Source organism: Shewanella sp. 3_MG-2023, assembly GCF_030548765.1.
Classification (GTDB): domain Bacteria; phylum Pseudomonadota; class Gammaproteobacteria; order Enterobacterales; family Shewanellaceae; genus Shewanella.
Genome location: NZ_JAUOSH010000009.1, coordinates 48,046 through 74,439 on the forward strand (window position 1 = coordinate 48,046; position 26,394 = coordinate 74,439).

25 protein-coding genes are annotated in these 26,394 nt (G+C 39.2%); 14 read left to right on the forward strand and 11 right to left on the reverse strand.

Annotated elements, in window-relative coordinates:
• Positions 1 to 28: 28 nt before the first annotated feature.
• The 5 genes from Q4591_RS07020 to prlC form a co-directional block, all read right to left on the reverse strand.
• Positions 29 to 889: an alpha/beta hydrolase gene (locus Q4591_RS07020; protein WP_303460139.1), complete on the reverse strand. Its 861-nt coding sequence runs from the start codon at positions 887 to 889 to the stop codon at positions 29 to 31.
• Between the two features lie 25 nt (positions 890 to 914).
• A complete protein-coding gene (locus tag Q4591_RS07025; protein ID WP_102439378.1) occupies positions 915 to 1,124 on the reverse strand; it encodes a helix-turn-helix transcriptional regulator in 210 nt (69 codons plus the stop codon).
• A complete protein-coding gene (locus Q4591_RS07030) occupies positions 1,124 to 1,699 on the reverse strand; it encodes a DUF2975 domain-containing protein (RefSeq protein ID WP_102475968.1) in 576 nt (191 codons plus the stop codon). The genes Q4591_RS07025 and Q4591_RS07030 overlap by 1 nt, the downstream gene beginning before the upstream one ends.
• Before the next feature lie 184 nt (positions 1,700 to 1,883).
• Positions 1,884 to 2,546, reverse strand: coding sequence for a flagellar brake protein (locus Q4591_RS07035; protein WP_241904035.1), 663 nt, complete (start codon positions 2,544 to 2,546; stop codon positions 1,884 to 1,886).
• Positions 2,547 to 2,708: 162 nt separating this feature from the next.
• Positions 2,709 to 4,748, reverse strand: a complete 2,040-nt coding sequence (gene prlC / locus Q4591_RS07040) for an oligopeptidase A (RefSeq protein WP_303460143.1) — start codon at positions 4,746 to 4,748, stop codon at positions 2,709 to 2,711.
• Between the two features lie 342 nt (positions 4,749 to 5,090).
• Between prlC and Q4591_RS07045 the strand changes: the two genes are divergently transcribed.
• The 7 genes from Q4591_RS07045 (at position 5,091) to Q4591_RS07075 (ending at position 13,755) form a co-directional block, all read left to right on the forward strand.
• Positions 5,091 to 5,813, forward strand: coding sequence for a hypothetical protein (locus tag Q4591_RS07045; protein ID WP_303460145.1), 723 nt, complete (start codon positions 5,091 to 5,093; stop codon positions 5,811 to 5,813).
• A gap of 123 nt (positions 5,814 to 5,936) precedes the next feature.
• Positions 5,937 to 6,491 (forward strand): hypothetical protein, encoded by a 555-nt coding sequence (locus Q4591_RS07050; RefSeq protein WP_303445858.1) that lies wholly within the window; start codon positions 5,937 to 5,939, stop codon positions 6,489 to 6,491.
• Positions 6,492 to 6,679: 188 nt separating this feature from the next.
• Positions 6,680 to 8,038 (forward strand): glutathione-disulfide reductase, encoded by a 1,359-nt coding sequence (gene gorA / locus Q4591_RS07055; RefSeq protein ID WP_303460148.1) that lies wholly within the window; start codon positions 6,680 to 6,682, stop codon positions 8,036 to 8,038.
• Positions 8,039 to 8,185: 147 nt separating this feature from the next.
• Positions 8,186 to 9,511, forward strand: a complete 1,326-nt coding sequence (locus tag Q4591_RS07060; RefSeq protein WP_303460151.1) for a tyrosine-type recombinase/integrase — start codon at positions 8,186 to 8,188, stop codon at positions 9,509 to 9,511.
• Positions 9,504 to 11,255 (forward strand): hypothetical protein, encoded by a 1,752-nt coding sequence (locus tag Q4591_RS07065; protein WP_303460153.1) that lies wholly within the window; start codon positions 9,504 to 9,506, stop codon positions 11,253 to 11,255. Before Q4591_RS07060 ends, Q4591_RS07065 begins: the two co-directional genes overlap by 8 nt.
• Positions 11,255 to 13,300 (forward strand): hypothetical protein, encoded by a 2,046-nt coding sequence (locus Q4591_RS07070; RefSeq protein WP_303460155.1) that lies wholly within the window; start codon positions 11,255 to 11,257, stop codon positions 13,298 to 13,300. Before Q4591_RS07065 ends, Q4591_RS07070 begins: the two co-directional genes overlap by 1 nt.
• Positions 13,297 to 13,755: a hypothetical protein gene (locus Q4591_RS07075; RefSeq protein ID WP_303460158.1), complete on the forward strand. Its 459-nt coding sequence runs from the start codon at positions 13,297 to 13,299 to the stop codon at positions 13,753 to 13,755. The genes Q4591_RS07070 and Q4591_RS07075 overlap by 4 nt, the downstream gene beginning before the upstream one ends.
• Positions 13,756 to 13,885: 130 nt before the next feature.
• Here Q4591_RS07075 and Q4591_RS07080 read toward each other — a convergent pair whose 3' ends face one another.
• Complete coding sequence (locus Q4591_RS07080) at positions 13,886 to 14,149, reverse strand: hypothetical protein (RefSeq protein WP_303460160.1); 264 nt, start codon at positions 14,147 to 14,149, stop codon at positions 13,886 to 13,888.
• A 250-nt stretch (positions 14,150 to 14,399) separates the two neighbouring features.
• On the opposite strand from Q4591_RS07080, the gene Q4591_RS07085 reads away from it, so the two are divergent.
• Positions 14,400 to 14,714, forward strand: a complete 315-nt coding sequence (locus tag Q4591_RS07085; RefSeq protein WP_303460162.1) for a hypothetical protein — start codon at positions 14,400 to 14,402, stop codon at positions 14,712 to 14,714.
• 495 nt (positions 14,715 to 15,209) lie between these two features.
• On the opposite strand, the gene Q4591_RS07090 is transcribed toward Q4591_RS07085, so the two are convergent.
• Both Q4591_RS07090 and Q4591_RS07095 read right to left on the reverse strand, forming a co-directional pair.
• Positions 15,210 to 17,111 (reverse strand): hypothetical protein, encoded by a 1,902-nt coding sequence (locus tag Q4591_RS07090; RefSeq protein WP_303460163.1) that lies wholly within the window; start codon positions 17,109 to 17,111, stop codon positions 15,210 to 15,212.
• Positions 17,112 to 17,341: 230 nt separating this feature from the next.
• On the reverse strand, positions 17,342 to 17,548 hold the full coding sequence (locus Q4591_RS07095) for a helix-turn-helix domain-containing protein (RefSeq protein ID WP_303460166.1): 207 nt from the start codon (positions 17,546 to 17,548) through the stop codon (positions 17,342 to 17,344).
• A gap of 128 nt (positions 17,549 to 17,676) precedes the next feature.
• Between Q4591_RS07095 and Q4591_RS07100 the strand changes: the two genes are divergently transcribed.
• Positions 17,677 to 18,216 (forward strand): response regulator, encoded by a 540-nt coding sequence (locus tag Q4591_RS07100; protein ID WP_303460168.1) that lies wholly within the window; start codon positions 17,677 to 17,679, stop codon positions 18,214 to 18,216.
• Between the two features lie 5 nt (positions 18,217 to 18,221).
• The gene (locus Q4591_RS07105; RefSeq protein WP_303460171.1) at positions 18,222 to 19,637 is read left to right on the forward strand and encodes a DEAD/DEAH box helicase; all 1,416 of its coding nucleotides are present in this window, start codon (positions 18,222 to 18,224) and stop codon (positions 19,635 to 19,637) included.
• Between the two features lie 122 nt (positions 19,638 to 19,759).
• Here Q4591_RS07105 and Q4591_RS07110 read toward each other — a convergent pair whose 3' ends face one another.
• Together Q4591_RS07110 and Q4591_RS07115 are read right to left on the reverse strand one after the other, a co-directional pair.
• Positions 19,760 to 20,500 (reverse strand): hypothetical protein, encoded by a 741-nt coding sequence (locus Q4591_RS07110; protein ID WP_303460173.1) that lies wholly within the window; start codon positions 20,498 to 20,500, stop codon positions 19,760 to 19,762.
• Between the two features lie 2 nt (positions 20,501 to 20,502).
• Positions 20,503 to 21,369 carry an HAD family hydrolase gene (locus tag Q4591_RS07115; protein WP_303460176.1) on the reverse strand — a complete coding sequence of 289 codons (867 nt, stop codon included), beginning with the start codon at positions 21,367 to 21,369 and terminating at the stop codon, positions 20,503 to 20,505.
• A 322-nt stretch (positions 21,370 to 21,691) separates the two neighbouring features.
• Here Q4591_RS07115 and Q4591_RS07120 point away from each other — a divergent pair, with 322 nt between their 5' ends.
• Entirely contained in the window at positions 21,692 to 22,057 is a 366-nt protein-coding gene (locus Q4591_RS07120) for a hypothetical protein (protein WP_303460178.1), read from the forward strand.
• 167 nt (positions 22,058 to 22,224) lie between these two features.
• On the opposite strand, the gene Q4591_RS07125 is transcribed toward Q4591_RS07120, so the two are convergent.
• Entirely contained in the window at positions 22,225 to 23,136 is a 912-nt protein-coding gene (locus tag Q4591_RS07125) for a WYL domain-containing protein (RefSeq protein WP_303460181.1), read from the reverse strand.
• A 224-nt stretch (positions 23,137 to 23,360) separates the two neighbouring features.
• Between Q4591_RS07125 and Q4591_RS07130 the strand changes: the two genes are divergently transcribed.
• The 3 genes from Q4591_RS07130 to Q4591_RS07140 all read left to right on the forward strand — a co-directional run bounded on the left by Q4591_RS07130 (position 23,361) and on the right by Q4591_RS07140 (position 26,348).
• Positions 23,361 to 23,531, forward strand: coding sequence for a hypothetical protein (locus tag Q4591_RS07130; RefSeq protein ID WP_303460184.1), 171 nt, complete (start codon positions 23,361 to 23,363; stop codon positions 23,529 to 23,531).
• 394 nt (positions 23,532 to 23,925) lie between these two features.
• Complete coding sequence (locus Q4591_RS07135) at positions 23,926 to 24,348, forward strand: PD-(D/E)XK nuclease superfamily protein (RefSeq protein WP_303460186.1); 423 nt, start codon at positions 23,926 to 23,928, stop codon at positions 24,346 to 24,348.
• A gap of 227 nt (positions 24,349 to 24,575) precedes the next feature.
• Positions 24,576 to 26,348 (forward strand): hypothetical protein, encoded by a 1,773-nt coding sequence (locus tag Q4591_RS07140; protein ID WP_303460189.1) that lies wholly within the window; start codon positions 24,576 to 24,578, stop codon positions 26,346 to 26,348.
• Positions 26,349 to 26,394 lie beyond the last annotated feature (46 nt).

Below are 26,394 nucleotides of genomic sequence, written 5' to 3' on the forward strand. Positions count from 1 at the left end.
AATATACGTCTCTTTTTAATTTTCAGCTTTATAAGTTATTCACAAACGCTTTATAGCGGCTCATCGCGTGAGCGTTAACTAGCATTCCTTGGTGACCAGTATTTGGCACCATGATTAACGCTTTAACCTCTGACTGACTCGCATCAAATAATTTTTCAGACAACTCTGCTGGTACTTGATCATCATTCTCTGCGCCAATGACCAGTAATGGGCCTTGGTAGTATTGCGCTACCACTTGCTCATTATCTGCTTTACGGAAATCTTCAGGCATTTCGATACGGGTAAATAATAGATACCAAGGTGTTTTCTCATCAATCCAATCATCAACATTGGTGGCAGAGCCTTGTAATACTAATGCGTCGACACTATTGGTTTTTACTAATTGCGCAGCAATGAAACTGCCTAGAGAATAGCCATGCACAATGACTTTATTTGTTGGGTAATGCTGGTGTAAATAGTCAAGTTGCAACTGTGCATCGGCGATTAAATTTTCAATTCGAGGCTGACCTTCACTGGCCCCTAATCCACGACGATCAACAATGAAAATGTCGGTATTGAGTTCTGATAGTCTGGTTAATATTGATAAACTGTCAGGCTCAATTTTCATGCCGTTACCTTGAAAAAACATCAAGGTCGTATCACTTGTAGGGTTATCGATGTAAAAGCCTTTCAACCTGACTTGTTCGCTGGCATCAATACTCACTGGCGTAATGATATTGTTAGGCATGACTTGTTGTAATTGATCAACAAAATCAGTTTTATAGGCGGCTGGTTGCTCATCACTAACAATAAACGTATCTTCACTGATCCTTATGGTACAAGCGGTTGTCATCAATATCATGCAGCCAACTACGGCCCCAGAGAATATATTTTTAATCAAACTTTTCATCTCATCTTCCTTTATAAAAAACGGTCTAGGTTTCATCCTGATACAGTAAAATATCACCCGGTGAACACGCTAAATGCTGGCAAATCGCATCTAACGTCGAAAACCGGATAGCTTTAGCGCGGCCACTTCTCAGCACCGATAGATTTTGTGGCGTAATCCCAACGAGTTCAGCCAGTTCAGTTGACTTCATTTTCCGTTTTGCCAACATCACATCGAGTTCAATAATTATGGCCATTAAATTGTCAGATCTGCCTCTTGTTGTAATTCAGTCGCATGCTTCATCACCCATGCGATGCAATAAAAAACTAGCCCGAACAAGGCAAACTTAAGTTCATAACTACCAAGGCTAAAGTAAATCGGCACTGCACTACTGAGACCGCTAAAGTGCAGTACAGAAGCCACAATCATCGGGTAAAACAGGCTCAATACAATCCACCAAACAAATACCAGCGCGATATGACGTAAGCAACGGAAGTTGTTTTTTGTGAACACTAAGCCTTGCTGATAAAGGTCAAATAACTGATATAGAAAAGTATAAATAAGTAAGTAGGGTAAAATTTCGACGCTACCTAATATCACTCCAGCATGAAAACCTTCAGCATAAAGTGTCTCGGCTAGGATTTTCCACGGCGCACCAAAGTCGACAGCCAGGTAACTGTTAAACCAGCCCCACCAGTCGATCGTCATTACGTATTCGCCTTCTCGAAACTCACCAAATACCATAGTGGCGCCATAACTACTGATTTGTAGCAAGGCTAAAAATATAATAAGTAATTTAATCCATTTACTAAGTAAAACTATTCTATCCATGATTAATTTAGGGTCGGCTAAAGTTAATTAAACGTTAACAGAATTAATAATTAACAGCAACTAATTACCGTTAAACGATAATTACCTCTGTTGATTAGATAATGATAAAAATTGATTTATAAGCTGCAGTCATAAAAAAACCGACAGTAATATGTCGGCCAATTAGATGAACTCTAAATCATGCTTACAAGTCGATAAATAACTGGTTTAAAAGCTGTTTAATTTTCGGATCATTATCTTCAAACTTAATACCTACATTGACTTTGCCATTTTCAAAACGGCTATTACATACTTTGGCTGGTATGGTGATATTCGTGTCATTGGCGTTGCGAATATTAACGAAAATGTCTTTCTCGTTAACTTTTAGGTTTTCATTGTCGGTCTTAAACAAGAAGCCACATCCCTTGGCAGAAATATCAGCAATAATCCCTTTGAGTTCAGAGCCGAGCTTACCTTCACTGTCTTCTCTTGCCTGTATTGAAGACGGTAAATGGGTCACAAAGCGTTGATGGGTGCGTAATTGACGATTCTCAATTTCTTTGGGATAGGTGAGAAATATGAATTTTTCAGGAAATTTAGTGATGTTTCTAATGGTGGTTTTAAATGCAAAACACTCACCTTGCTGGCCTTCCAACAAATAACGCACGACCACACCATTACCATGAGCAAAAACATCTTGATGATTATTCATCTGAAGCGGAGCTGGATGTTTGAGAATAATATACTTACCAATCTCGTAGCCCACTAACGTGGCTTTAGTTCTAAATTTAACCGGGGAGTTTATTTGTAGATCAACCAAATTACCTGGCATTAAACTAAAAAATATTTGTTCAACTTGTGCGGTCAAAATACGATTCCATTCTAATTTTTATCAGCAACATTCTAGTGCATTCACAACAATAAATTAAGCATATTTAGTGACTTAAAATGAAACTGTGTGATCTTTAAATAATAAAAAGGTGCCCTAAGGCACCCTTGAAATAGTCATAACTCTCGAAAGCTTAACTCACTAGGCGTTAATACCTGAGTGACGCAATAGTGCATCGGTATTAGGTTCACGACCCATAAAGCGTACAAATAAGGTCATTGGCTCTTCACTGCCACCCATTTCTAAGATGTTATTTAAGAAGCTTTTACCGGTTTCAGGGTTAAAAATACCTTCGTCTTCAAAACGAGAAAACGCATCTGCCGATAATACTTCAGCCCATTTATAGCTGTAGTAACCCGCAGCATAGCCACCAGCAAAAATGTGCGCAAAACCATGTTGAAAACGATTAAATGCCGGTGGCACATTCACCGCTACTTGGCTACGAACTTCATCTAAAATGCCTTGAATATCTGCGCCTTTAGCTACATCAAACTCATGGTGCATTCTAAAATCAAACAATGAGAACTCAAGTTGGCGTAACATCATCATCCCAGATTGAAAGTTCTTTGCCGCCAGCATTTTATCCAATAAAGCTTTTGGTAATGGCTCGCCGGTTTCAAAATGACCTGAAATTTTCGCTAATGCCTCTTCTTGCCAGCACCAGTTTTCCATAAACTGACTTGGCAGCTCTACCGCATCCCAAGGCACACCATCGATACCCGATACGCCGCCCACTTCAATTTGAGTCAGCATATGGTGAATACCATGACCAAATTCATGGAATAAGGTGGTCACTTCATCATGGGTGAATAAAGCAGGTTTACCGTCCACTGGGCCATTAAAGTTACAGGTTAAATAGGCCACAGGCTTTTGCAAACCTGTGGATGTAACGCGGCGACCACGACAGTCATCCATCCAAGCGCCGCCGCGTTTGCCGCTGCGAGCGTATAAATCTAGGTAGAAACTACCACGATGGACTTTATCAGCATCATAAATGTGGAAGAAACGCACATCATCATGCCACTTATCAAACTCATGTTGCTCTTCAATGGTTAAGCCAAACAGGCGTGACACTGTGTAGAACAAGCCTGATAGCACTGTGTTTTCAGGAAAATATGGACGTAGTAGTTCTTGAGAAACTTCGTACTTGTGGTGCTGTAATTTTTCTGCGTAGAAACTTAAATCCCACGATGCCATTTCAGTCACATCATAATGCTCTTTAGCGAAAGCTTTTAACTCAGCAAGTTCAGCTTTGGCTTGATCTTTTGAGCGTAGGGCTAATTCATTTAAAAATGACAATACTTGACTAGGATCATTGGCCATTTTAGTTGCTAAAGATTTATCAGCATAGCTGTCAAAACCCAATAGCTGGGCTAACTCATGACGCAACGCCAAGATTTCGTCCATATTGGCACTGTTATCAAATTCGCCTGCATTGGGGCCTTGATCCGATGCGCGAGTCACAAATGCGCGATAGCATTCTTCACGTAATTGACGATTTTCGCTGTAGGTCATTACCGGTAAATATGAAGGGAAATCTAGCGTAAATAACCAGCCTTGTAGCTCTTTGGCCTCTGCCATTGCTTTAGCTGCCGCAATAGCTGAATCAGGTAAACCCGCTAATTCAGTGTCATCGGTAATCAGCTTAGTCCATGCTTGGGTTGCATCAAGCAGTTGATTTGAAAAATTACTGGTAAGCTCTGATAGGCGTTTTACTATTTCGCCATAGCGCAGTTTTTGCTCATCATTTAAGCCAATACCCGATAACTCAAAGTCACGTAAACTATGGGTCAGTAAGGTTTGCTGCGGGGTAGTAAGCTTTGCAAAACCGTCAGATTGTTGCAATGATTTATAAGCTTGGTATAACCCTTGGTGCTGACCCACAAAAGTGCCATATTCAGATAATAACGGTAAGCATGCATCGTGCGCTTCGCGCCATTCATCAGTGCTAACCACTGAGTTCATGTGTGATACTGGCGACCAAATTTTGCTTAATTGATCGTCCACTTCTTCAAGGGGGGCAATTAAGTTTTCCCAAGTGTAAACAGAGTTATTGCTTAGCAATTGTTCAATTTTACTTCGACAAGTTGCAATAGCCTGCTCAACTGCTGGCTGGATATGCTCCGCTTTGATTTTCGAAAACTGCGGCAGTTCAGTGTCACTTAGCAATGGGTTGCTCATCTTTGATTCCTCGGGAAGTCGATTCAATATCACCTTCATTGTTAATAGGGGTTAAAGTGGCGAATTTCAAGGGTAAGCAATCATCATAAGCAGGATAAAAGCATCATAGTGACCAACCATTGTTAACCCCTAAGTGCATTAACTAAATGCCAGCAGCGCAATTATCACTCACTAACTGAAAGCCAACACAATAACTGTGAATAAGATCTCAACCTCAGTCAGCCACTTTTTATAAACAAATATCCGACAAGTTGATCACAAATCGTACTCGTTATCATTTTTATTTGAGAAAGTTAATGTATTCTCATTAAAAATTAATTCCTTTTGAGTCTGATACTAAATATGAAACCAACATTGTCATTGTTAGCTGCATCCCTATTGAGTATTTCCCCTTTTATGTCAGCAGCGAATGCCAGTGATGTTGCTGTCGCAGTTGATTTAGGTTGGGACTCAAAATACATCTCAGAAGGGCGTAATAACCTTGAAGATGGCGGCATCTATTGGGCTGGCGCAGCCATAGAAACGGGCAATCTAACCACTTATGCAGTTGTTGGCCGTGGTGACAGTGTTCATTACACTGAATGGAACTTTGGTGTTGAATATAGTTTGCAGCTCCATGATGACTTAGAAACCTTAATCGGCTACCAACGGCTTGAGTTTTATGGTGATGAGCGCGCAAACGATAATGAATTATTTGCTGAAATTGCCTATATCGGCGTGCCTTGGTTAATTCCTTCACTGGCTTATACCTTTGCCACCGAGGCCAGTGGTTATTTTGTTGAACTGAGTTTACATAGCCCCTGGCAAATCAGTGAACGTTTCTCTGTTACGCCCTATGTGACTCAAGGATTTGATTTTCGCTATGCCAGCCAAGACAACGATGGTGCCAATCATTTTCAGTTCGGAGTTGAAGCGGGTTATGAAATCAGCTCAGAAATTGCTATTAGCGCCCATGTTAGTCACTCGATTGCAATGGAAGATATTAAGCAGCAAGCCCGCAATGAAGGCGTCACGGGCAGTTTAGATCAAACTTATGCAGGGTTTAATTTAAGCTTTAGTTTCTAAACCTTTAGTTTCTAAAGCTTTATAAAAATAGCGTAAAAAACGCCATAGATTTATGGCGAAAGTCTACCGCATATTCTAAGCTAAGCGGGTGAACCATGACTCACTTGAAGCAAAGGAATGCTTATGACCATATTGAAAGGGATTTTCCCGCTTATTTTTGTGTTTATAATTAGCCAAATAGCGCCATTATTTATGACCATTGACTCACCTCAGGCCAACGAATTTGAGCAATTAGTCAGTAAACCGGCCAGCGAGAACAAGCAACCCAACCAAGCATCACTATCAATGAAGTCATTGCCGATGAATGTGGTACTTGATCATCAAGGTCAAGCAATCGAGCTACCCGCCACACAATCAGCGCTGGACTATTCTGCTGATGAGATGCTGCTAGAACCGTCGTCTACTCAGCAAGCAGTAAAGCGTGATACAAGCACCGCAAACAATAAAAAAGCCACCAGCAAAAATAAACCGCTCAGACTAGCAAAAAAGACCGCTAACGACCCCAGTTGTCGCTGGCTAGGTAATCGGATTAAACAACTGAGGGTGCAATTAAAAAGGCACTACTCAGAACATGTTGAAACTGAGCTATCTCATCGACAAACTGAGTGGGATTGCTTGCAATGCTCAACCTCAGGCCCAAGCCAAGAGCAATACTCCCAATGTCAGTATCGGCGCTAAACAAACCATAAAAACTTTTTAGCCTCCGTAAAACCAATTCCCGACTTAAGCGGTCAAGGAGACTAGCTTGTGGCTTAATTCCCCCCTACAATGGCTGCAAACGAAATATTCGTATCCTAAGAAACCACTTGTTCGAGGTAAAAACCTCCAAATAACAAGCTGTAAAAATACAATTAGAGAGGGTTAACATGGCTCAACATTTTGACTATATCTGCCTAGGCGCAGGTAGTGGCGGTATCGCTTCAGCAAACCGTGCCGCACAGCGCGGTGCTAAAGTATTAATTATTGAAGCCAAGCATGTTGGCGGTACCTGTGTAAATGTGGGTTGTGTACCTAAAAAAGTCATGTGGTATGGCGCACATGTCGCCGAAGCAATGAACCTATATGCAAAAGATTATGGTTTTGATGTTACGGTAAATAAGTTTGACTGGAATACCTTAGTTGATAATCGCGAAGCCTATATTAGCCGTATTCACGATGCCTATGGGCGCGGCTTTGCTAACAATAAAGTCACCTTAGTAAATGGTTACGGTCGCTTCATTAACAGTAACACTATTGAAGTGAACGGCGAGCAATACACCGCTGACCATATTACTATTGCCACTGGCGGCGCGCCGACTATTCCTAACATTCCTGGTGCTGAATACGGTATTGACTCTGACGGTTTCTTTGCTTTACGTGAACAACCTAAACGCGTTGCTGTTGTTGGTGCTGGTTACATTGCGGTAGAAGTTGCCGGTGTATTACACGCCCTTGGCAGCGAAACCCATTTATTAGTGCGCAAACACGCCCCGCTACGTAATTTCGACCCTATTTTAATTGAAACCTTAGTTGAAGCAATGGCAACTGATGGCCCTAAACTTCACACTCATAGTATTCCAAAATCAGTGACTAAAAATACTGATGGCAGCTTAACGTTAGAGCTTGAAAACGGTGAGTCACTCACGATTGATTGCTTAATTTGGGCCATTGGTCGCAGCCCATCAACTGGCAACATTGGTCTAGAAAATACTGATGTCACCCTAAATCCTAAAGGTTACGTGGTTACCGATGCACAGCAGAATACCACCGCAAAAGGTATTTATTGTGTTGGTGACATCATGGAAGGCGGTGTTGAACTGACGCCAGTTGCAGTTAAAGCTGGGCGCTTATTATCAGAGCGTCTATTTAACGGCATGACAGATGCCAAAATGGATTACTCGGTTATTCCTACCGTGGTATTCAGCCACCCGCCAATTGGCACTATGGGCTTAACTGAACCAGAAGCTATTGAGCAATATGGTGAAGCCAACGTTAAGGTATACAGCTCAGGCTTTACCTCTATGTACACAGCGGTTACCGCCCATCGTCAAGCTTGTAAAATGAAGCTGATTTGCGCTGGCGACACCGAAGTGGTTGTGGGGATTCACGGTATCGGTTTTGGTATGGATGAAATCTTACAAGGTTTCGGCGTAGCCATGAAAATGGGCGCAACTAAAGCTGACTTTGACGCCGTGGTAGCGATTCATCCAACTGGTGCTGAAGAGTTTGTTACTATGAAGGGTTAGTGTAGAAAAGCAACCCCTACCACTTGACTATTCAGGAAAATCTTATAGGCTGTCGCATATAAAGCTATGCGACCGCTTTCTAAAACGAGGTAACATTCTGTTCTTTTTAAAGAGCAGTGTATTTCATTTTTTAGATAAGAGCCTCACATGGTTAAGTTAATACATTCTAGTTCTGTTTATAAAAAAACAAATTTACAAATCCATAATAATGGTACATATAATTGCCTTCCATCTGAACGTAATATTGGTTCACTTCCAACTTTATTTAGTAAAGATGGCCTATTCCTCTACGAACCAAACAGCTACTTTTTTTATCTAAAAGCCATAAAACAAGCTAAAGACCTCAACTCATGCAGTCGTGCTCTCCTCAAATACTATCAGTTCCTAGAAGATGAACAGCTAGATTGGAATAACTTTCCTCCGATAAAAAGATTAAAACCGACCTATTTGTTTCGATCGTACCTGCTGAAATTAGTCAAACAAGATCATCTGGCATATAGCACAGCTAACGCATACATGAATCACGTTAAGAATTTTTACCTGTGGACGATGCACGAAAGATATCTAACTATTCATCGAGAGCAAGAAGCCCCCTTTAAAATAGAATTCGTACAAGTTAAAAGCCAAGGAATGTTAGCGCATATCCACCCCACCTTCACAGTACAAACAAGCGACTTACGCATCAAAGTGCCAAGAGACGCCAATAGTAAAAATATTCGCCCACTATCCGCTCTTAGTCGTGACTCTCTTTCACTCCTGATTCAATTTCTTCCAAAAGTATCGGAGGAATTACGTCTACAGGTATTGATTTCAATTGATACCGGCATGCGAATTGAAGAAATAGCAACATTAACTCTTGAAGCATTGGACACCGCAACTGCCATTGCAGAAAGTGAGCACCGTTTTGAAATATTGTTGTGCCCACAAATAACAGGGGTTCAAACAAAGTTCGGCAAAACTCGGAATGTTGAGATCTCTGCTGAATTATTACACTCATTGAACAATTACAAAATTTCAGAGCGTAGGCTTAGCCAAGTAAATAAGTTAAATAGAAAAATTAAACAGCTTAATACTGAAAGCCACAAACTTAAGCAAGCTCAAATTGAAGTATTAGAGCGAAGTAAACGTCACGAACCACTCTTTGTTAGCCAACAAGGTAATCCTGCATCGTCCAAATCCATAGAAGCTAGGTGGGGCGAGTTCAGGGCTAAAATTATACGAGCTGGAGCCGCATTTTCGCATAGATTTCATGACTTACGCTCCACATACGGAACATACCGCCTAAGTGATTTGCTAGAGGCTAAACTGCCTGTAGCCGATAGCATGGAACTCTTAATGGGGTGGATGGGACATAATCATGAGAGTACAACTTGGAAGTATCTAAAATTTTTAAAACGCAAGGAAGCCTTCAAAGTTAAGTTTGGCCTCTTAGATAGCATCATGCACGAAGCGCTAGGTGGTTTAAATGACTAATTTAACCTACTTGAGTGGATGGAAGCCAGAGTTGTGTATTCAACTTAATGACGGTCATAATCGTAAAGCAGATTTTAATCGCCTCTTAGTAAAGAACTTTCCTAGTACCAAAACAATGCAAGAAGAAAGTGAATTTATCGATGCCAATCGAGAAAGCGTTATTCTTAAAATGAAAGACGACTTTCAAGAATCCATTGATGAAGGGGGAAGCCATAGTTCACTGTATTTCACCTTTAATACCACCTATACATACCTGAGATGGTGTGACAAAGAAAACATCAGAGCATTTACTCAATTATCCATTGAAGAGTACATGGCTGCGTTGTATAAAAAAGTGCTTTTAGGTTCACTAAAGAAAAGTACTTATAGAAAGAATCGCTCACGATTATTTATCACATTCACACTACACCTTGATTTACCGGCAAATTGGTTTGATAACATTACAGTCCTGGATTCAAGTGATACAGAGTCCTTTGAGTCATACTCACGAAGCGATTTAAATCAATTACTTCCTTTTTTAATGAAACTTTTTAATCAAACATATGAACAATTTATTGAAAACCCCAGCAAACACATTGAAGCACACAAGTTAACTGAAACGATGGTGTTTCGGTGGAAAGGAGATACATACAAGCTATGTGCTGGCATATCGAAAATGATGTGCTCGGCAACCTTTTTATTAGCTTATTACACATATACTAATACAAGTGATTTGTTCAAATTAAAACAACCTAAAAACACCTCATTCTCAGTAGGTGAAACCTGGTACACCATGCCAACTGATAAGCGTAGAGCATTTAAAATGATTCAGGTTGAATTGGGTGATCATGGTGTCTTGGAAATACCTAAGCATTCAATAACCTTTTTTGACAAGTTGCTAAAAGCTTCAAGAATTTTAAATAAAGATGATGACGCATTGCTGTTTAACACTATCGCCTATAAACAACTAAGACCTATGAAAGCAGCAACACTCCAAGACTTTATAAGACTATGGATAGAGAAACATTTTATATTTACTGACCAAACAGGAAGACGGCTAAGGCCCGTCATCAGTCGCTTTCGTGAAACAGGCTCTCAACTTACAGCTTATCATCAGGGAAAGTTAGCTAATGATATTATGCTGAATAATACCCCTAATACACGTAAAAAAAGCTATTCAACTGGCAATAAATACACCAACATTGGCATGATGCAAGATACGCTTTCCATAAGGCAAGAACAAGCACAAGCAAAGGTCAGTACAAAAGAAGCACAACAAAATATAGCTATTGACGTGTTAGTCATTGAGCAAGAGTATAAAGCCCATATACCTAATCTCAGTAATACTCCAAATGGCGGAAGTTGCGCCAACCCCTTTAATACAAAAGCCGAGAAGTATACCAGAAAGGCTTTACGTCACGGACTAGCTAAAGAAGGTGAGAGGCTTGCTTGTGCAGATTTACTGGCGTGTTTTGGCTGTCCAGAACAAGTTATTGTTCAATCTGTGAACGACATTTGGTCTTTACTCTCATTTAAACTCTGTATTGAAGAAGCAATGTATCTGCATCTAGATGCTCACCATTATCGTAAAAATTTTGAGGATATCATTCGCTATATTGAAAATCAGATCCTCCCCAAAATAAAAAAAACAGTTATTAAACAAGCTGAATTACGCATAAGTAATGAGGGTCAACATCCTCTGTGGTCAGATTCGGACTCAATTCTTGAGTTAGCTCCATCACAATCCAATAAGGAGCATTCATAATGGATACTTCACAACTTTATCTTGTCGACTTTCCTGAAGAGCTAAAAATAAAAGACCTTGATATTGTGTCGCTTTACCATCAAAACCGATTTGAGGAGCTTGATGCGGTTATCGTTTGCAGAGACAGTAATGGCGATATTACCGCAACGTTTGAGGAAGATACTTGGAAATTAATGCCATTTGCTCGACGAAAGATTAAGACTAGTTTTAACTTTAGTGAATTCAAACATTCTCCTAGATTAATGAATGAACTAAAATTAGTCACCTACGGTCGGTTATTTAATAAAAACCCACAAGGGCGCAAGGCCTCTTCTTTCTCTGCAATAGAGAGTGAATTGTCAAAAAATAAAATAGCCTATCGTTTTTTACTAGAAAACAATTATACATCTTTATCACAACTATCAAACCCTAAGACTTGGGAGGCATTTGAAGAGTACTTAATCAATAAATCGTATGCTCAACGTACTCTAGAGGGAATGTTTGTAGCGATAAATAACATACTAAAGCTATCAGGCTGGCACCATTTAAAACTGGGATTCAATCCAATAAAACAAGAGTTATCCTCAAAATTAAGTGACAAAAAACTCCAACAAACACTGGTTATTCCTGAACGCCTTTCTGATGCAATTTACGGTCAAGCGATTAAATTAGTTAATGCAGCACTTCCCCATAAAGAGTCAATTGCAGAAACAGAAAAAGCATTGCAAGACAACTACCTTGAGGGTAAACGAACCCTAGATGAGAAACTTAAGAACGGCTCAACGTTTACGTTTTTGGGCGAAAGTAAAAATATAGTAGATCACCGCAAATATGTTATCGCAATTGCAGATAACCAACCACAAACGCTAAGTGATATCATCGCACCACTGGCTAGAAAAATAGAAAATACTGAGCTTAATAATGGCAATGACTTTCATCGTTACCTTGGGCAACTAATCACATCATGCTACATCATTTGTGGTGGGTTTAGTGGGATGCGTGACTCCGAACTTGATAAGTTAACACCGAATAGCTACTACAAGGATACCTTTGAGGGCCGTGACTATCACATGTTGCAATCACACACATTCAAGCTAGGTGAAAAGCGAGAAACCTGGGTAGTAGCACCGGCAGCACAACAGGCTATCGAGTTAATAACAGCTATCACAAAATATTGGCGTAAAGAGGTTAGATACCCTGACACAAAGTACAACAATACAGTCTGGGTAAATCAACCTTACCGATCTAAAATTCCTCGTCTCATCAACTATTGGAACAAACGCCTTCAACTCTTCTGCAAGCAGTTTGATTTTGTTGTCACGCAAGAGGACTATCAGGAGTGCTTAAACTCGAACTCTGCATCATCCAACAAGATAAAAGAGACAGTTAAGGTAGGAGAGCCCTGGCCTATGGCAACACACCAGTTTAGACGATCTCTAGCGTTCTATTGTATTAAGAACAGACTCGGTACAGCCATTGCCCTAAAGCAACAATTTAAACATTTATATCTATCCATGACTGAGTGGTATACCAATGGAGGTAAATTGGCGAGTATTCGAGGTTTAAGGGTCGATGATAAAATTCAAAAAGCCTTGAATATTGTTAATGCTGAAACAGTTGCCAATAAGATATTTAATCAATGGCACTCAGATATTCAATTATCTGGTTCTCACGGCAAAACGATTATGAAAATGCGTGATGATGTGCCACAAATTTACAGCTCTTGGGATGTTATCTATCAAGCGATAAAAGATGGAAGATTAACCTTACATAGCACTGCACACAGTTATTGTAAGGCTGGATATGACTGCGATATGGATGGCATTATCACTCCCCAATTCTGCGTTGACTGTTCATCAGGTAGCAGCATTATTGATGACAAACAAGCTATATGGTGGCAGAAAAAACACAAAAGTTTGGTGGCTTATATAGCGTTAGGTGATGACATTTCGGTGACAGATAGAAGCCATTTCATTACCCAAATTCGAGCTGCAGAAAACGTCATGTCTGACTTTGATATGCCTTTTACCCCTTTTGAGGCTGAATTAAAGGTGACTGAATTATGAATAAGAGCGAAAACACACTGCTAGCATTAGAGTCTGCACTAGATCGTATTTCGCAGGGTAAACCTAAGCGCATTCTGGCTACACGAAAGCTAAGTGTTCGAGCTGTTGAAGAAGAAGCAAATCTAGGAAATGGTAGCGGTTATTACTACCCTGATTTTGTGGAAAAGGTTAAACAGGTCAAGGTAGATATTGCTGAAGCAAAAGGCGAATACGTTCAACCTGAAATTCAGTCAGTACGTCTTAAACTCAATGAGCAGAAGCGTATTAAGCAAAACTATAAAGAGAAGTATGAAGCGGTAAGAGAACAACAAGCCAACTTTGCAGCTGCACAGCATCACCTCAATGATAAATTAGTGCAAGCTCTAGCGAAGATAGATGACTTAGAGTTTGAAAATACGAGCCTTAAGGATGAGCTTGTTAAACTAAAACGAAGTAAAGTCGTATCGATTAAGTAACATAACCGAAGCCCATACCTGAAACATTCAGGGTGGGCCGAGGAAGCTATTAGGCATTACTTATTTAGGGATGTACCACTTACCCGTACGTATCAAGTTAGAAGATATCCCTTGAAGTTATAGTCGCTTGTTAGTTTACTTCGCCTTTACCATCATTTTTTAGCAATTTTCTATATTTCGAGTGTAAATACGCCTTTAAAAAACCGCTAAGCACTAACCTAACAACAAAGCCTGTAAAGATGTAAATTGCTATACCGCTAAACGCCTTGTTGTCAAAAAAGAAACCATATAGCCCAGAAAGCAGAACCCCCATAAACAGAAAGTTAATTACTATTGATACTGGGTGTACTCTACTTACCATATCCACAGTTAAATCTAATTGTTCATCGTCCATGCAACTCCTACCTATAAATTATTGAACAGCTAGCCACACTTGAGTCCATTGAAAAAAATAGAGTTTTATTATGTAAACTCATCTTGATACATTAGCAAAATCAGGTCAAAAAACAAATTTTAAAAGTGTTAAGACCAACGACTCAAAGTGATCTTGAGTACATTGCCTTACCAGTTAAAGCTTGCCTCATTTACACCAACAAATTAATGTAACTTTACTAACTAAATTTTTAGATTTTTAAGAGGTGTTTATGGATGAACCCAATATTGAGACGATACGAAAGAACTTGGGGGTGGAAAAACATATTCCATTCTTTGGTTACTTGATTTACCGCGCAGACTCAGATGAGTTTTTAGCAAAATTCGACATTTCATCTGAGCGTATACTTAAGGGATGGCATAAACTCCCTGACCAAGCCAAGCCATTTAAAAAAGTACTCGAAGCCAATCGGGTATGCCAACAGCTTGAGCTAGACCCTAGTATTTGCGAAATAATGATAGGATTCGATTTGGGTAAGCAAATCGCAGTAGGGCCACTGGATAACGATATAGTAAGTGAGAATTAAAAATGTACTTCTTGATAACTATGCACTCTGATCCAAGATTCTATGACCTAAAATGCCAGCAAGTTCTCCCTGAATTAGATTACATTGAATCACTCACAAAGACGTTTATTCATAACGGTGAAGTTCGTACAGTAAAATTAGCACCCACAAGCTTCATGAGTGGTGAAAATGATTGGATGGTTTCTTGCCCAAGAAACGCAATTGAACAGTTACGAGAGCTTGATATACACCCTTTTAAGACAAAAAATGAGGCGCGAGAGTTTGCAAAACTCAACCAACTAGACTCATTTCGATATCTAAAAATTTAGCTCGCCCTAAAGTAAGCTGGAGCATAAGGAAAATAAAAGTATACCCTTTAGCTAATTGGTAATCACTGAGCGTTGCATCCATTACTCATATAATTGGATTTCTAATTCAATTGCAATAGCCTCTCAAGATTGAAAGCTAGATGTCTACCCTGAGGCAAATAGAGATGCAACTCAATACTTCCTGCTATCAGTTTACATAAGAAGAAGAATTTCCGTCGGTCATATCAATACCAACTATGACTGGAGTACAATTAGCCTCTTCACAGTACTGAGCTCTAATAGTCATCCCTCTAAAACCGACTGCTATTGGGCGATCGTACACCCTTCTCAGACCTATCGCGCTTTCACTGCTATGTAGTACTTGTATTGTTCCACCTGGTACCGTGCTAGTGTTTGTAAGATTCTCTTTAAGCTTTGAAAGATAGTTACCAGAATCGGCAGGAGTACTTGAGTCTATAACTCCATTGAAATATGAATAATCCTCAGAGTTTTCATTTATAGCCTCACCTGAAGTTGTCGCTTCTGGAGGTTTGGCATAATTGAGTGAACCACCAAAAGAGCTGTTCGCAAATATGGATATGTCGAACGCTCTTGCATAATAAACCTCTGTGATAACTCGAAGATAAAAGTACTCCTCTTTCGATTTACTAGAGCTTTTTTCCTGTAGAAATTGAGCAACCTTCAGATAACCAGCTAAGACTGTATCTGGTCCAATCTCACCTGTACTATTATCAATCGTGAACAGTTTTTTAAAAACAGTCTCCGTAGAAAGACTATATGATTCTGCCGCTGGTATTTTAAGGCTCACAGACTCAACTGAAGATGCTGTAATGTTCAATGATAAAGCTTCTGCCGGAATAAGAGCCGACAAATCACTCTGGCTTACTGTTGTGCTAGAAAACTCAGGAAATGCGACTAGCCTTAGTCGATTAACTCTGGTCTGTTCGTGGGTTCTTGTGCATTTACTCAGATCATCTGCATCAGGAGTACATAAAATTTCTGCGTTAAAGACGTTTGTATTTTTGTAGCTTGGTTGTTTGAATAGTGTTTGTGAGCCAACAAGAACTAAGCTCTTTTTAGTCTCTTTAAGCTCAGTGAGCTTAGTCTCTGCAACGGTTTTCTTTTCTGTTTTTGCTGAAATAATTGCATCATTACTCTCGTCGCTTTTAGCTTTATCACGCTTAGCTACTAGTAAATCTCTATCCGCTTGATCTTGCGCTACTACAGCTTGATCGTAAGCGGACTGCTCAGTTTCAGGATTATATGGAGTGCCTTTGAGGTTGTTTTTATCTTCTTCGAGCCTAGTAATTTTGGTGTTTGTTTTAGCTAGCTCAAAATCTGCTTTTCTTTTAGCCGTATTTGCTATGGCTAATTTTCCTTGATCAGTACCTGCTTCTACAACATCAAAAGCGGCTTGAACTACAGCATCCTCCTGCCTACGTTTAATCACATTTTGATCTTGAATTTGTTTATCAAGATCAGATGTATCTGCAGGAGTATCAGGGCGTTTTTTGGCATCTGATAAGACTGCGTTTGCTTTTATTGCGGCAGCAGTTGCATCTTCTTTCTTATGCGTTAATGATAATAAGTTATTAGCATCTTGAGTCTTTTTATTTTTTGCATTGGTGATTGCAGTATCAAAAGCTGCAACTTCGCTAGCTTTGGCCGATATTTTACTATCCATTGCAGCTATTGCGGGGTTATCAAGGATATCATTATAGTCTTTGCTGGTCGCAGGGGCTGATAAGCTTTTTTCGTACTCATTATTAAGCTCTGTTTCTAGATCGAATCGTGCAAGCCTTGGCGACATGCCAAGTTTATTGATAATCGCTTTTTCATGAGGCTCTAACTCATCGTAATCGGTATTCAGTAGTGTTGTAAGCTTCTCATTTTCAGGGTTGTAGTTATAAGAATAAATATCACCAACTAATAGATCTTCTCTGGGCGGAAAAACAGGGACAATTCCTAATTGCCTCATATTCTGAGACCATTTAGCTTTGACCTCTCCAGGCTCAACAGGAGTTGAGCTGCAACTGGCTAGCAGGATACAAGTAGCAATGGATACTGTGACAGTAGCAGTGACTTTCATCGTTAATTCCTTTTATTTTACTTACTTTCCGTAGCAATAACCTTGGTAAGTCCAATCAGGCACACTTCCAACTTACATTAGGTAAAAATGAAACACTATAATTAATATGGTTGAAACTTAGGTCAATCGAGCCTCTTTCAAAGAAAGAGTCGCATTGTCTTCAATCGCAAGAACTGGTTTCTATTCGTTAGATTCCAACTGAGTTTATAGCAGGTTAATACCTCGAAAACTTAAGGTAGTATCTCCCTTACATCACAACCCAAGGCTTCTGCCAATTGGTATGCTTTTTCAAGCGTGATATTGACTTCACCACGTTCGATTCGACCTGCATAGCTGCGGTCAATCTCAGCTAGAAGCGCCAGTTTATCTTGAGAAATCCCCATTTCTTTCCGCTTACGCCGTAACTTTATGCCAAATTGGATTGCTAAGTCTTTCATTTTTCATCTCGTTAAAGATAAAGACTATCCAAAGTTGCGGCTTATAAAGCCACGGATTATAATCCGCATTTAGTTTATAATGTTCTTTTACTCCTTAGAACTAACGATTAACCCCTTGTGAGAAAGTAATGACAAAAGTTTCAATTAAAATATGCCCTAATTTGCATACTATTCTCCAGGACGAGAACTTTAATAATTTCCAAGTAGTGCAGCTGCGCGATGCATTTCTTGCAACTTCAACTAATAACCAAAGTGTCGGTGAAACCTATAAGTTTATTTACAGGCAGGTCAGCAGGCTTGTAAAAAAAGGGGGCTTAAGAAAAGTTAATAGCAAAAACTCGAAACCTATGGCTTACCAAAAAACAGAATTATTCAATCAAATTCATTTCGTTATAAACGAATCTAGTGAAGACATTAAGCTATCACCAAAGTTAAAAGCTAAAGCCGAACGTGACGATATCCAGCAACTAAAAGAACGCCTCAAACAATCTGAAGTTGATCTACTAGCCTGCATTGGAGAGTCAGAAGAATATATGCGGTTATATAAATCCTTCCCAGAGATGAAGGAACACCTTGAGTCTCAATACATGCTTGCTCGTGAAAACAGCTCAAAACTTCTTGGGCAGATCAAAGCTATCAAGTCCGTAATCGCGCATCAGCAGAAGTAACTTCAATGCAATTAAGACAATGGCAATCAGAGTGCGTCAATCGCGCTCTAAAGCATTTTCATGCCAATCAAAGGCACTTCCTCTGCTTAGCAACTCCTGGAGCAGGTAAGACGATTATGGCAGCAGAGGTCGCTGCTAGATTATTTGAACAAGACCTTATTGATTTCGTGCTTTGCTTTTCACCTTCAGTGAATATTTTGCAAGGGATTCAAAAAACATTTTCACTCCGGCTGGAATGCCGCTTTGATGGTGTGATTGGTTCTGTTGGCTGCTCTTATACCTACCAAGGTATGCTGTCTTTTAAAGAAGACTTCTGGCAGTTACTAAAAAGAAATCGAGTATTGGTAATCTTTGATGAAATCCATCATTGCTCTGGTAGTACTCTTGAAGATGCCAATGCTTGGGGGGAAGAGATCTTACTCAACATACAAGATCAAGCGCAGTACACCTTAGCTTTGACAGGTACGCCTTGGCGCTCAGATCAAGCCCCTATTGTCTTATCTCGATATCTAGACCCTGATAACCAAATTCAATGTGACTATGTTTACGGTTTAAAAGAAGCCGTGAAAGATGGTGTTTGCCGGAATCCAAAAATAGTATTAATTGATAACGAAGAACTATTAGTTACAAACCAAGATAATGAGATCCAAACATTCAACAGTTTTGACGCTCTTTTCAAAGGCTCATCAATTTCATACCAATCGGTCATCAAAAATGACTTAGCGATCCATCATGTTTTAAACCTAGCAATTGATAAGCTAGAGAGTATCAGACAACTAAACCCTAGTGCTGCTGGATTAGTCGTAGCATCCTCAATTGAACATGCATTCTATATTTTAAAAACACTCAAAGATACGTTCCAGCAAACAGCAACAATCGTGACTTATCAGGAAGTAACTCCATCGGACACAATCAACAAATTTAGGCATGATGATTCACAATGGATAGTTAGTGTAGGGATGATAAGCGAAGGTACTGATATTCCAAGGCTACAGGTTTGCTGCCACCTAAGCAGAGTTAAAACCGAATTGTACTTTAGGCAACTTCTAGGGCGCATTTTGCGGATAACTGAGGATATTGACCAACAAGCATGGCTCTTCATTTTCGCAGAACCCAAACTAGTCGAGTTTGCACATAGAATTGAGCTTGAGCTCCCAGAGAGCCATGTTGTAATCAGAGAGTCGAAACCTAGCAGAGGTATGGAATTAACCACATCTACCTATGAGAAAGAATCCTGTCTGCTTCCCAACCAATCTCGTTGTTTTACACTTGATATTGGTGATATTTTCGAAAAGAAACAGGCTAGTTCATTACCAAACCGAACAATTAAAGATGTTCAATTCACCACTTCAAACCTATCAATAGAGATCTTAGGCAGGTTTAGGGAGAAGGTTATTTCGACTTTTGACTCTCCTTTCTAACCACAAATAAGCTTTTTTACATTGATTATGTGCAAGTGACATTTATCCATATGACTCGGGGCTGTCCATAATGAGGCTAAAAGTCGTCTAGTGAAACTAGTGGCGGCTCAGAGTGTTAGCGATTACTGCTTTAGAGAGTTTTTCTGATCAGCCATTTCTGTAGTTTGTTTGTGGTTTTTAACTTCCAACTTCAACTGTGAGAACTGCTTTTGCTCTTGCCTAAGTTTATAAATTGTTTGGTTAAGTTCTTTATTTGCACTATGAATTTTAGCTAACAACAACTCCAGCTGTTCAGCTGTTTCGGCGTTTTTAGTTGCTATCTCAAGATCGATTTTTGCATGTACTGCTTTATCTGCATCATGTGTGTTTTTGGCAAAAAATGAAGCTGTTGCACACAAAAAAATTAGAGCCGCTACACTGAGATAAAAAATGTTGGCTTTGTGAGTGCTATGTAGTTTCTTATCTTTTGTAAGTTTATGAAAAAATAATATTTTTGAAGGACTTTCCTTTCCGATTCTATGAGTTAGGTCTATGTTGGGAAACTCACTTTTTAGCTCATCTTCTATTTCAACTCCTTTTCTTACCGCCCCTAATAGTAGTGGGTGATACCAATATGTATCGACGAAATAAAAGCACAGCCATAATAAGGCACTAGCTATTAGAAAAAAGAAAGCTAGTGAAATACCCCATAAAAAGTAGCCGGACTTTAAACTAACCCCGGCCGCACCAATTAAAGCCGAGACAATTAGGATGCCATAGTTTCTAACCTTCATTTCCAAGTCGTTGAAATGTTGCTGAGTTTCAATTACTTGCTTCCATATTTCGACTTTTAGCTTTAGCATTTCCATGCTTTGATTACTCATTGTTATCCTTTAAATTTTACAAAGTTATAATGTTCCATGATCTCACTAAATGTATTAACTTCAATGCTAGCCTTTGCCCCGCTTGAGCTCTCTTTTATCTCTTTTTCACGCGCAACATCCTGGTCAGTCCAATGGGTAACAGATCTGAGTAGATTGTAAGCTTCTTCGTCATCATTAAAATGCTCAGTACCATATTTTGCAAAAACATCATCTACACCAGCTTTTTGCGCCATTTCAATGTCTTTCATTTCACTATCTCCGATATAGACGCAGTCAGATATTGATGAACCAACGTTTTCAATAATATCTTTCAATAGCTGAGGGTTTGGCTTTAGTTCACCTTCTGGAGTTACATGCTGAATTACGTTTTGGAAATTGAAAGAGCTTTTGTACTTGTCATCGGGAAGCTTATGATCTGGTGGTGTAAATAGGTAATCAATATATTTATCGAGACCAAGCTTATTAATTCGGTAGCTTGAGTAATAGCTTTTAGACTCCGTGTAGACGACCACAAGCGCACCTGATTCTTTAATTGCTTGCAGAGTACTTTCAACTGTAGGGTAAAGTTTTAAAGTACTAACCCTAGCCTCTCTAAAAGCCTCAATTGCAGGTGTCATAGCTTTTCTGATTGCTTCACTGGTTCCATATTTTGCTTGAAGTACTGGGATACTCTCAAGTAAGAATGCATATTCAGCAGTGCCATGTTCTTGATGAACTGCCTTAATCTCAGCGATAAGGGCTGCACTATCAACTTCACTGATTTCAAGAACTTTATCAAACATTGGTTTGAAGCTTTTATACCAGATGTTAAACCAGTCGAAGAGCGTATTATCTAGATCTGTGATAAGGACTGATTTATTGGGTTTCATTTATGTTGAGCTTCTTGTTGTTCAAGTTAACCAGAATTATTAACTAAAAAGAAATTGAAAGATAGCTATCGAAGATATTCGTCTACCATGTCTTGCTGCTGGAGAAGCATCTAAGAGCAGCATGTGAGTATAGTAGACAGGTGTATAGCAGTACCTTAAACGGGTCATTAAGCACAACACTCAACACAATCAACAAATTTAGGCACGACAAATCAGTGTTGGAATGATTAGTGAAGGTACTGGCATCCCCAGATTACAGGTTTACTACCACCTAAGCAGAGTTAAAACTGAATTGTACTTTAGACAAATCTTGGGGCGTATATTGAGAACCACTAGAGCTTTAGATCAACAAGCATGGCTGTTCACTTTTGCTGAACCAAAACTAGTCGGTTTTGCGCATAGAATTGAGCTTGAACTCCCAGATAGCCATGTTGTTATTAGAGAGTCCAAACCTAACGGCAGTATGGAATTAACAACATATTCTTATAAGAAAAAATCTAGCCTGCTTCCCAATGAATCTCGTTCTTTTACCCTTAGTATTGGTGATATTTTCTATAAAAAACAGACTAATGCATTACTGAATCGAACAATTAAAGATGTTCAAGTTACCAGCTCAAGCAACCTATCAATAGAGCTTTTAGGCAGATTTAGAGAGAAGATTATTTCGACTTTTGACTCACCTTTCTAAAGAGAGAGTAATTTAGATGGTGTCACCATTTATAATTTTGACACCTATTATATTTAAACAAAGTTTTTGGACTTATTTAGCTATTCAAATTACACACACTAAATATGAATAGCAGCCTAACTCTCGATAAAATCACAAGTAAAGTGAACAAGTTGGCAGAAATTCATCTATAAATTTGTTTCCATTATAAGTTTTAGCATCTCTGCATTTATGAGTTTGAATTTGAAAAATTGTTTATTCTTCTTATCAGAGTTTACCTTTTTTTCAATGAACCATTGTTTTTCAACAATCCACATAATGGCACATCGCACCTCAATAGTTAGCTCATCGGTAGTTTCCGCTATGCCAAAGTCATTGCGAATCCTATCTGCATCTTCAGGAGTTCGATCTGGATGGATCTTTAGTTGCAAAGGTAAAATTAAGTTCCATCGTTTATCCGCTTCAAGAGTTTCTTCAGGCTTTGCTTTATATTTATTGTCTTGAGAACACTCCACTATTTCTCTAACCCTAGAGAAATGAAAATTCTTGTAAAATATGTTTCTAGAATCATTCCGGTGATAACCTCTAAACATCCATTGTGAACCATCATGCATAATTCCAAGAGGAACAATTTCTCGCCTATCATGGTTTTCACTATTTTCAGATATATAACAGCAGCTAATAGCGTAACCTCCATTAATAGCTCTTGTAATCATTGCTACTGAATCTGCAGACAGATTATTAGGAACTCGTCCTATTTTGGCAAAAGGGATTGCTGTCCTCGCAGGATTGGACAACTTATTTTTATTAAAACCATTTGCAAGCATTCCCAAAGCAGTCTCAGAGTCTAAATCTAATAGCGATTGAAAACTTCCCCTAACTATAGCATTAGCTCTAACTGTCCGATTATATTCAATATTACCAGGCTTTAACTCACTATACTTTGCTATAATTTTGGAAGATGCTGCATCAGAAAGGTTAAAAATTTCACTTATATCCGAACGTTTTACTACGCCTGTAAATCTAAGCATAAAATCTATAAAAGCCAGTCTGTCTGCGATTTTTGGGTAGGTATTTTTTAATGTTTCGAATGTAATCATAAATAGTATCCATTCTTTATTTTTGTTTTAATTTTAGATTATAGATTGGCACATGTACACATTAATGACATCAAAAAACAGAATGACAACAAGATAGTTTACGCAATAACTATATTTGACATCTAGTTTTTATCAGTGCCTGTTGATCCCGAACGGTGATCGATCGTATAATGAGCAAGAAGGACAAATACCCAACAAACTTACGTTATAAATTAGGAGGCCTTATGGCTACAAATGGAAAATCAGGTGATAACCGTCGACACGGAATGGTCCGTGAGCGTTCGCAAACACAAACACTATCGGGGCATTGGGTGAAAAGAGATGCAAACACTGGACAATTTATGGATGTAAAGCAAGACGGCACCCCATTTAAGGGGGTTAGAAAAGAGAAATAAAAAAGCACTTTCAGTTAATACTAAAAGTGCTCTTTTACTATGACGTGAATTATTTACTCTGCGCCAACAGACTAAATAAGGCCCAACATAAAGAGGTTTCAAGCCCACAGAAAGGCAAGATTGCTCAGATTTGTTTCGCAATCATACCTTTCAAATGTGTTCACCTCAATAGCAGAATTCCCTCTTCAATCTTTTTTGGGAGGAAACTCATATGAGTATTCGACAAAAAGATGTGCTGGTTTGTGCATATATTCGTCGCCGTAACGGTCGACAAGAATACGTAAGCAGCCACCTGCGATCCCTTCCTCGATAACCGAGAAGCGATCAATAGATGCTACTGAATTGTCAGTAGCATCACTCAATAATTTTGTTAACGCTATTCGGAGAATTGAATATGTGTAGAAAAACGCTTTTAAAAGATATATCAACCACTTTTGAAAAAATGGGCTTTGTGCCAAGTAACACTAAAGCACCTTTCACTTATCAATCTAACATTAAATATCCGAGTATTTTTGCGGATAAAAGTGATCATGCTCATTATATCCTGTACACACCTAAGCGAACGCTACAAATCGTAGCTAAGTATCAGGAGTCTACAGGTACTACAATAGAAAAACTCGGCTATACAGCTCTAGATGCGGCTCGAACCACACATGATAACTACTTGGTGGTTTGTGGTGGTGGCGAGCTACTAAAACATAGTAGAGCAATTAAGTTTCTCAATGGGCAAAAGAGCATAGCTCCTCGACTGCATGCATTACGAGTTGAAGATATTGAAAGCTTTTTAAGCGAAGATATAAAACTTAAAGCAGCTTAGTTTTGCTTCATATTTTAAGTAAATATCTCTTGCTTGCACGGTTATAAGTAAGAGATATTACTATTCATTTTAATAGCGATTAAAACCCATATCAGTATTAAACTAATGATATGAAATACCTTAATACAGAGCTGTTCATCCTCCCAGAATTTATCTATACCACTTCATTGGGCCTAATTTGAACTGCTTTCTCACCAGATCAATGTTCAAGGACATAAGGCTTAAAAATGAAATTTAATTACCTTGCCGAGTTTCCGATACCAGAGGAATCACTGCCGCCAAAGCTTCGTGAGCTCTTAACTCCAGTTAGTCTTGCAGCAAATATAAGAGTAGAAGTTGCCGCCATGCAAGAGACCGATCAATATGGTCCAAATGCTGAGCACCTTCACCTACAAATGGCCGTAGTCAGCGGCATTGAAAATCAACCAATTGAAACTCTGCGAGAAGCAGCAAATGGCGTTGTTCAATTTTCAGTTCCTATTAATGATCACATAGGGTGCACAAGTAATTTCACCCCTTCTTTATCTGGCCACGATTACATCGTTGCGGCATGGGGCTGTAACTCATTTTATTCATATAGTCTGTCTGAAAAAGTTTGGATGACTCTTGGGTTATCACCACGCTGCGTTGGCAATGATGAGCAACGCTTAATTTACGACGATTTAAGTCTTCCTGAGTTTGATGTGGCAGATGGTGACATTTCAACCAACTATCACCGTTCACTAAAAAGAAACGTATGCTGGCGAATGTCGAATGAATATCTAAGGCGATATTTGTGGTTAAGGGGAGCTCGAGGCGTTCGAGTGTTTTTCTATCAAATACAACTAGAAGATACAGCTCAAATTCGTGAAGTCATGGATGGTAAGTCTCATGTCGTCTTAAAGCCTACTGAAGGTGTAAATTGGTATGAATTGGACATTCATGAGCATAACAATGGGCTTCTTCTTCAACTATGGGCCTCTGTTGAAGCAGTAATGCCGGAGCTGTGTAGTGAGCAAAATGCAGATGACCTCCTCTGGCCTGGAGAGGAACAACCTATGACTCATACTCTAGCAAACTCATTGGTACGCCATAACCCAGTTTATCTTAATGATAGATTTTTAGAAAAATACGAACAAAGTAATTTTTACGATACAACCCCCTTCAAAGCATGGGCGAAATGGAATTGCAGCCCTTCCTATCAAGGACAGTGGAGTTTCACTGAATGCCAACGGGTCGGTAGAAATCTAATAAAAATTCCAATGAGAGAATTATATAAGCCTAAACCAGACCGTGAAATTGTTCATGCATACGAGCATGTCATTGATCCCACTGATTTGGAGCATATTGACTTAGATGAAGAACATATCGTCAATAAGGTGCAACGGTTACTAAATGCACTACTAGATTTGGGTGATGGCCTATCACAACTAGGAGATAGTATAGGGCTGATGAACTCTGCCGAAGAATTAACAGGATTCAGTCGTAGAGAATTTGAAGCGAATGGGTGGCTAAAATATCCAATGCTAAGCCGCCTAGCGCAAGTAGCGCCTGTCGATATGACCCAGCAAATGTTTTTAACTCGCTGTAAAAGTATGCATGAGCTATTACAAAAAATTCCAAAAGGTTACCTTAAGTCTCTTCTTGTTCACGCTGGTTGCCCTCGGGCCAAAATAAAAGATCTAGGCAATCTAAAACTCATTCAATCTTTGTTAAACATACTAGAACCTTTAAACAGTCAACAGGAAACCGTTAATGACTTTTCATCCAAGCATGAGCCTGAAAGTTGGAAAGATCTAAACCCGAAATTAGCTCCCCTCTTTTTAAACAATGACCTTAGAATAGCTGATGCACATGATGCAATGGAGAAGTGTATAGATACCTTGCAAAAGCTTGGTTTTGATACGGCTAACCTAAGTAGCGGTTATGGAAAGGCACTTGATTTCGTAATGGACGGTGTAATTGCTTCGCTAGATCTCATCGCCAATGAATTACAACAATTACTGCTTCGTAATGAGTAAAGAGCTTGATAAATAGAGTAAGCAACTCCTCAGTTACTCATATGTG